The organism is Arthrobacter sp. MW3 TE3886, from assembly GCF_041262145.1.
In the GTDB taxonomy this organism is placed as follows: Bacteria; Actinomycetota; Actinomycetes; order Actinomycetales; family Micrococcaceae; genus Arthrobacter.
On record NZ_JBGCAN010000001.1, the window covers coordinates 4,609,861 to 4,618,505 of the forward strand.

The 8,645-nt window shown below is 58.6% G+C and carries 2 protein-coding genes and 3 rRNA genes; 1 reads left to right on the plus strand and 4 read right to left on the minus strand.

Annotation, left to right across the window (positions count from 1 at the left end; translation table 11 throughout):
* Positions 1-384: 384 nt before the first annotated feature.
* Positions 385-1,911, minus strand: a 16S ribosomal RNA gene (locus ABH915_RS21030).
* A 1,027-nt stretch (positions 1,912-2,938) separates the two neighbouring features.
* Complete coding sequence (locus tag ABH915_RS21035; RefSeq protein ID WP_370124893.1) at positions 2,939-3,316, minus strand: hypothetical protein; 378 nt, start codon at positions 3,314-3,316, stop codon at positions 2,939-2,941.
* A 486-nt stretch (positions 3,317-3,802) separates the two neighbouring features.
* Between ABH915_RS21035 and ABH915_RS21040 the strand changes: the two genes are divergently transcribed.
* Positions 3,803-4,486 (plus strand): DedA family protein, encoded by a 684-nt coding sequence (locus tag ABH915_RS21040; protein ID WP_370124894.1) that lies wholly within the window; start codon positions 3,803-3,805, stop codon positions 4,484-4,486.
* A 205-nt stretch (positions 4,487-4,691) separates the two neighbouring features.
* Here the strand turns inward: ABH915_RS21040 and rrf are convergent.
* Together rrf and ABH915_RS21050 are read right to left on the minus strand one after the other, a co-directional pair.
* Positions 4,692-4,808, minus strand: a 5S ribosomal RNA gene (rrf, locus tag ABH915_RS21045).
* Between the two features lie 201 nt (positions 4,809-5,009).
* Positions 5,010-8,144 (minus strand): 23S ribosomal RNA (locus ABH915_RS21050).
* Positions 8,145-8,645: the final 501 nt, after the last annotated feature.

Below are 8,645 nucleotides of genomic sequence, written 5' to 3' on the forward strand. Positions count from 1 at the left end.
CCACACGAGCCCCACAAAAGGGACCAACCGTATGATCGGTGCAGCCAGGAAACCAGAAACACAAGTCCCACACCCCGCAACCCGCGCACCCTCCCCGAAGGGAAGACACCGCGGCCCGCAGGCCATGGTCCTGTTGTCTCAGGACCCAACAGTGTGCCAAACACTACCCAGCAGTTCATTCCGGCCTGCGTTCCAAGACCCCCTCACTTCCGAAGAAGAGCGAGGATCCGTACTTGCTGCCGGCCTGTGCCGCCAGGCACCTATTTGTTGATATTCCACCCGTGAGCACCCGCCGCAGAACAATCGTCTGCGCAACGGGCGTACTCCTGACAACCCCACCACACGGACATAACGCCCGGCAGGGTGGTTGTAGGTGCTCCTTAGAAAGGAGGTGATCCAGCCGCACCTTCCGGTACGGCTACCTTGTTACGACTTAGTCCCAATCGCCAGTCCCACCTTCGACAGCTCCCTCCCACAAGGGGTTAGGCCACCGGCTTCGGGTGTTACCAACTTTCGTGACTTGACGGGCGGTGTGTACAAGGCCCGGGAACGTATTCACCGCAGCGTTGCTGATCTGCGATTACTAGCGACTCCGACTTCATGGGGTCGAGTTGCAGACCCCAATCCGAACTGAGACCGGCTTTTTGGGATTAGCTCCACCTCACAGTATCGCAACCCTTTGTACCGGCCATTGTAGCATGCGTGAAGCCCAAGACATAAGGGGCATGATGATTTGACGTCGTCCCCACCTTCCTCCGAGTTGACCCCGGCAGTCTCCCATGAGTCCCCGCCATTACGCGCTGGCAACATGGAACGAGGGTTGCGCTCGTTGCGGGACTTAACCCAACATCTCACGACACGAGCTGACGACAACCATGCACCACCTGTGAACCGGCCCCAAAGGGGAAGGACTGTTTCCAGCCCGGTCCGGCCCATGTCAAGCCTTGGTAAGGTTCTTCGCGTTGCATCGAATTAATCCGCATGCTCCGCCGCTTGTGCGGGCCCCCGTCAATTCCTTTGAGTTTTAGCCTTGCGGCCGTACTCCCCAGGCGGGGCACTTAATGCGTTAGCTACGGCGCGGAAAACGTGGAATGTCCCCCACACCTAGTGCCCAACGTTTACGGCATGGACTACCAGGGTATCTAATCCTGTTCGCTCCCCATGCTTTCGCTCCTCAGCGTCAGTTAATGCCCAGAGACCTGCCTTCGCCATCGGTGTTCCTCCTGATATCTGCGCATTTCACCGCTACACCAGGAATTCCAGTCTCCCCTACATCACTCTAGTCTGCCCGTACCCACCGCAGATCCGGAGTTGAGCCCCGGACTTTCACGGCAGACGCGACAAACCGCCTACGAGCTCTTTACGCCCAATAATTCCGGATAACGCTTGCGCCCTACGTATTACCGCGGCTGCTGGCACGTAGTTAGCCGGCGCTTCTTCTGCAGGTACCGTCACTTTCGCTTCTTCCCTACTGAAAGAGGTTTACAACCCGAAGGCCGTCATCCCTCACGCGGCGTCGCTGCATCAGGCTTGCGCCCATTGTGCAATATTCCCCACTGCTGCCTCCCGTAGGAGTCTGGGCCGTGTCTCAGTCCCAGTGTGGCCGGTCACCCTCTCAGGCCGGCTACCCGTCGTCGCCTTGGTGAGCCATTACCTCACCAACAAGCTGATAGGCCGCGAGTCCATCCAAAACCACAATAAAGCTTTCCACCCCCCACCATGCGATGAGGAGTCATATCCGGTATTAGACCCAGTTTCCCAGGCTTATCCCAGAGTTAAGGGCAGGTTACTCACGTGTTACTCACCCGTTCGCCACTAATCCCCGGTGCAAGCACCGGATCATCGTTCGACTTGCATGTGTTAAGCACGCCGCCAGCGTTCATCCTGAGCCAGGATCAAACTCTCCGTTGAAGTAAAACAGACACAACATGCGCCCCCGGGAAAACGGGATGCACACGCTGCACAAAATTTGAAACCAGCCAAATAACACCAGACCACACCACGGGGTGGCGGGCCCGGCAAATTCAACCAATTCAATACAATAAATTGGTATCAACAAACTTGGCACACTATTGAGTTCTCAAACAACAGACACACCCGGCACCACCACAACCTTTTCGGTCGAGGATCGCTCCGGAGCAACTTTTCAAACTTACCCGAGTCCGGACCGCTTTGCAAATCAGCGTTTCCGCGACCCGCAAACCATCCGACCCGCCCCACCCGAACCCGGAGCGCACAAAACGCCGACCAGATCCGGTCTTGAAATTTAGGGGATTGGCCGCCTCCGGTTCCCAGCATTTCCGCTGGTCTCCCTCGCGGCGACTTAGAAAACAATACACCCACCACGCCCCCACCGCAACTCCACCCCCCACACCCACCCCACCACCCAAAAACCCCGCCACCACAACCCAAACCCACCCAAAACAACCCCACCAGACCCACCACCCCCACAAACCACCACTGTGCAGTGCATCACCACGGCACGCAACCGGGCATGGACGATCACGGCCTAACCCCCGCCGGCAGCAGCACAGCCCCGGCATGGCGTCCCCAGGCAACGGCAGCGAAGCAGACCATCGTGTCGTCGGACGCCCGCCGCAAAGGGGCCGTGACACTGGCGGACTACTCCCGATGCCGTCTGGTCCAGACTGCGATCCAACCCTCCCGCCTGGCAGGGTTTGAGCTCTGCAGCGACTTTCGCATGTTGTAGCCACTTTGGGCACGGGTACTACAGGGGTTGGGAACATGTGAATCCGCGGATGCCGGCTGTGGTCGCGCGGCCTCGAAGCACGGGCGCGGCCTTCGAGGTGTCGTTCGAGAGGTGGCGCAGCCGGGTTCCCGGACGCCTGCCGGTTGCCTGACCCCTCGCGGCTCTGGATCCGCCGCGGTCATCCCAGGGCTTCGGCCCTATCCCAATACACCGAAGCCGCAAGAACTGTCAGGCAAAACCCCTGAAGACACCGCCACCGTCTGTCCTATCTGCGAACTCTTGCCAGTCCATGTTCGCGATGCTTAGGTTGTTATCGACTCCCCAGAGTTCGCGCGCAATGCATCGGAACGGCCGGCGCGATTCCGTGCTCAGATCAATGACCTGTATCGGATGCCCCGGTTCAAGAGCGACACTGTCCACAATGAACAGGACCGATGCGTGTTCATTGCCGGCCATAGCCGCCTGGCGAACTTGTTCCCAGCCGACCTGATCCCAGGCAATGTCATCAACGACCTTCACGTAGGCGCGGAATCCATCGTCATTCTCGCTAAGCACAGTGGAAAGCGCATCCATCCAGGCGTCTTCGTTGCCGAAGGTCGTGCGCACCAGGAGGGAGTCCTCTGTGCTTGGAAGTATCAACATGCCGCTATGGAATCACATATATGGCAAGCCACTCTGTGACGCAGAAAGATCAGCTGCTCTTGGGCTCCCAGTCCATCCGGAGGCGGGCAGCGTTGAATTCACGCAAGACCGTGTCCGCGTCGAAGGACCCGACGCCCCCCGAGCGATTAACCCCAGTCGGATGCGCCGCGACCCATCGCTGGCCAGTCAGGCGGCCACTGGTGGTGCCATGCGGGGACCGGAGCGTAGGGAGTGCTGCGCGGGGCGTGGTCCAGCGGAAGTTGGGTCGTCCCCGAACCAGGGCGAGCCGGGCCGCGCTGTCTCCGCAGCGTGCTCTTGACGCGGCCCGGGGCACAAGCGTATACAGGGGCCATCCCGGTGTCGTCGCGGGGGTCGCGACCGCATAACTAACGCGGGCAGTGCGGGGACCGCCATGATGAACCACGGCGGAGCGGGAGTGAGGTGTGAGCGATGACCGGATTGGCTGCCCTCCGCTTCATGGCGCTCGGCTGGGCAGGCTACGTCGCGACGGAAGCAGGGACTGCGGACGATTGGGCGTACTACTTCGGCGTCTTTGTGATTGTGCTGGCCCAGTGTGCCGGCGTACCGCTTCCCGCCGTGGCCGTACTGCTTGGAGCCTACGCCTCGGCGCGCCATGGAGATCTGAACCTTGCCGCCGTTATCGCCGTCGGCAGCCTGGGCGCCATGCTCGGGAGCACTATTGGCTACGTACTTGGGCGGGTGGGAGGTCGTCCATTCATGCTGCGACTTGCACAGCGCTTCCACGCCGATGAGAATCGCATCATCCAGCTGGAGTCGTTCTTCGAACGGCACGGCGGCAAGGCCTTGTTCTTCGGCCGCTGGGTCATTGTCGTTCGGCTCTGGGGCGCCATTGCCGCAGGGGCTGCCAAGATGCCGTGGCCCAATTTTCTGCTCTGGACTATCACGGGGTCCATTGCCTGGGTCGCGAGCCTCAGCGTTCTCGCCTATTTGGCCGGGGCACTGGCCAATGCAATCGGTGACGCTCTCGACATCGGCGGTTGGGTGCTGGTCCCCTTCGTCGTGCTCGGCCTAGTGATCGCCTGGCGCCGGCGCAGACGCCGGAAGCTCAAGTCAGCGGAAGGGTCAGGGGACGGCGTGCCCGAAGCCGAATGAAGCCGGGGGCAACAGCGTGGTCGAGGGCGAATTGCCGCTGGCCAAGTTTTCGAGAGACGGTGCCGGCGGCACGAATTACCGGTGCGCCGCCCGGAGGGCATCTGAGCAGGAGCTAGCCGCCGGGAGCGCCGGGTCAAGCCCGGAAAGGGGGGTTAAATGCGGGAGGACCCCAACCTGGTGGTTGGGGTCCTCGACCTGAATGGTGTTCCGGCGGTGACCTACTCTCCCACACCCTCCCGGGTGCAGTACCATCGGCGCTGTGGGTCTTAGCTTCCGGGTTCGGGATGGGACCGGGCGTTTCCCCCACGCTATGACCGCCGTAACCCTTGCTCCGCCACGCACCCGTGTGTTGGGGGTGGGGAAAACTGTGGTTACAACATCTGTGGTGTTGTTATTTGGTTGTGGTTTTGTTCCTCAAGCAACGGGTTTGTTGGTTGGGAACCACATAGTGGACGCAAGCAGTCTTGTTTCTTTGTACCACCCCTGGGTGCAAACGCTTTTGAATCCGTTTGCGGGGTGGTGTGTGGTGTAAGTTATCGGCCTATTAGTACCGGTCAGCTTCACGAGTCGTTAGTCCTCGCTTCCACATCCGGCCTATCAACCCAGTGGTCTGGCTGGGGGCCTCTCACACACAAGGTGTATGGAAATCTCATCTCGAAGCGAGCTTCCCGCTTAGATGCTTTCAGCGGTTATCCCATCCGAACGTAGCTAATCAGCGGTGCACTTGGCAGTACAACTGACACACCAGAGGTTCGTCCGTCCCGGTCCTCTCGTACTAAGGACAGCCCTTCTCAAATTTCCTGCGCGCGCAGCGGATAGGGACCGAACTGTCTCACGACGTTCTAAACCCAGCTCGCGTACCGCTTTAATGGGCGAACAGCCCAACCCTTGGGACCTACTCCAGCCCCAGGATGCGACGAGCCGACATCGAGGTGCCAAACCATGCCGTCGATATGGACTCTTGGGCAAGATCAGCCTGTTATCCCCGAGGTACCTTTTATCCGTTGAGCGACGGCCATTCCACAATGTACCGCCGGATCACTAGTCCCGACTTTCGTCCCTGCTCGAGATGTCTCTCTCACAGTCAAGCTCCCTTGTGCACTTACACTCGACACCTGATTGCCAACCAGGCTGAGGGAACCTTTGGGCGCCTCCGTTACTTTTTAGGAGGCAACCGCCCCAGTTAAACTACCCATCAGGCACTGTCCCTGACCCGGATTACGGGCCGAAGTTAGATGTCCAAAGTGACCAGAGTGGTATTTCAACGATGACTCCACCCGAACTGGCGTCCGGGCTTCAACGTCTCCCACCTATCCTACACAAGCCACTCCGAACACCAATACCAAACTATAGTAAAGGTCTCGGGGTCTTTCCGTCCTGCTGCGCGTAACGAGCATCTTTACTCGTACTGCAATTTCGCCGAGTTTATGGTTGAGACAGCGGGGAAGTCGTTACTCCATTCGTGCAGGTCGGAACTTACCCGACAAGGAATTTCGCTACCTTAGGATGGTTATAGTTACCACCGCCGTTTACTGGGGCTTAAATTCTCAGCTTCGCCTTGCGGCTAACCGGTCCTCTTAACCTTCCAGCACCGGGCAGGAGTCAGTCCGTATACATCGTCTTGCGACTTCGCACGGACCTGTGTTTTTAGTAAACAGTCGCTTCCCCCTGGTCTCTGCGGCCCCGATCCCCTCCCACCAGCAAGTGGTGTTCAAGGTTGGGGCCCCCCTTCTCCCGAAGTTACGGGGGCATTTTGCCGAGTTCCTTAACCATAATTCTCTCGATCGCCTTAGTATTCTCTACCTGATCACCTGTGTCGGTTTGGGGTACGGGCGGCTAAAACCTCGCGTCGATGCTTTTCTCGGCAGCATAGGATCACCGAATCCCCCCATACGGGGGTCCCGTCAGATCTCAGGCATCATGAACGGCGGATTTGCCTACCGTTCGCCCTACATCCTTAGACCGGGACAACCATCGCCCGGCTCGGCTACCTTCCTGCGTCACACCTGTTAATACGCTTGCCTCCCAGGATCAGGTCCCGCGCTCCACCAAAACCCTTCCACCACAAGGGCGGTCAGGCAGGTTTCGGGCGGTTAGTATCCCCTGTTCAGCATGGGCGGTTTTTCGCCGGTACGGGAATATCAACCCGTTGTCCATCGACTACGCCTGTCGGCCTCGCCTTAGGTCCCGACTTACCCAGGGCAGATTAGCTTGACCCTGGAACCCTTGATCATCCGGCGGACGGGTTTCTCACCCGTCTTTCGCTACTCATGCCTGCATTCTCACTCGTGTAGGCTCCACCGCTGGTTTCCACCGCGACTTCACTGCCCACACGACGCTCCCCTACCACTCCAGACGCCTGAACCACAAGGGCTTGGCTAATGTCTGAAATCCACAACTTCGGCGGTGTACTTGAGCCCCGCTACATTGTCGGCGCGGAATCACTTGACCAGTGAGCTATTACGCACTCTTTTAAGGATGGCTGCTTCTAAGCCAACCTCCTGGTTGTCTTCGCAACTCCACATCCTTTCCCACTTAGCACACGCTTAGGGGCCTTAGTTGGTGGTCTGGGCTGTTTCCCTCTCGACTATGAAGCTTATCCCCCACAGTCTCACTGCTGCGCTCTCACTTACCGGCATTCGGAGTTTGGCTGACGTCAGTAACCTTGTAGGGCCCATTAGCCATCCAGTAGCTCTACCTCCGGTAAGAAACACGCAACGCTGCACCTAAATGCATTTCGGGGAGAACCAGCTATCACGAAGTTTGATTGGCCTTTCACCCCTACCCACAGCTCATCCCCTCCATTTTCAACTGAAGTGGGTTCGGTCCTCCACGACGTCTTACCGTCGCTTCAACCTGGCCATGGGTAGATCACTTCGCTTCGGGTCTAGATCACGCCACTGCAACGCCCTATTCAGACTCGCTTTCGCTACGGCTTCCCCACACGGGTTAACCTCGCGACGTAACACTAACTCGCAGGCTCATTCTTCAAAAGGCACGCCGTCACCCCAACACAGCAAGCTGCGGAGGCTCCGACGGATTGTAAGCACACGGTTTCAGGTACTGTTTCACTCCCCTCCCGGGGTACTTTTCACCTTTCCCTCACGGTACTGGTCCGCTATCGGTCATTAGGGAGTATTTAGGCTTATCAGGTGGTCCTGACAGATTCGCACGGGATTTCTCGGGCCCCGTGCTACTTGGGATACTTCACCAGGCGGTGCACAACATTTCGGTTACGGGGCTCACACCCTCTACGGCCGGCCTTTCAAGACCGTTCACCTATGCCAGCACTCTCACCTTCCCAGCCCGGCAGAGCTGGAGTGGGAAGTCCCACAACCCCGACCATGCAACGCCCGCCGGCTATCACACATGGAACGGTTTAGCCTGATCCGCGTTCGCTCGCCACTACTGACGGAATCACTATTGTTTTCTCTTCCTGCGGGTACTGAGATGTTTCACTTCCCCGCGTTCCCTCCACGCACCCTATGTGTTCAGATGCGGGTCACCAGGCAGCTCGCGCCCCTGGCGGGGTTTCCCCATTCGGACACCCTGGGATCACAGTCCGGTTATCGACTCCCCCAGGCTTATCGCAGATTCCTACGTCCTTCTTCGGCTCCTAATGCCAAGGCATCCACCGTGTGCTCTTAAAAACTTGACCACAAAAGATCAAGGAGTAATTTTCGAGAGAACCACAGAAACCACACCATCACCACAGCAACACCAAAAGGCACCACCGGAGCAACAGCACAGATCCAGGTTCATATTCTTGGAAATTGCTTCTTATAAAAGATGCTCGCGTCCACTATGTAGTTCTCAAACAACAACCCCGTACCACACACCCCACACACACAACCCCAAGGGGCCGAAACATGCATGCTCGGTGCAGCCAGGAAACCAGAAACACAAGTCCCGGAAAGGAAAAACCCTCCCGGTCCTGTTGTCTCAGGACCCAACAGTGTGCCAAACACTAAACCGCTGACCCCTCTCCCGCACCGTTCCAGGACCACCGCCGCAAGGGCGGGTGTCCGTACTGGGTGCCGGCGAAGAACCGGCGGCCGCTATTTGTTGATATTCCACCCGTGAGCACCCGCCGCAGAACTAGCGTCTGCGCAACGGGCGTACTCCTGACAACCCCACCACACGGACATAACGCCCGGCG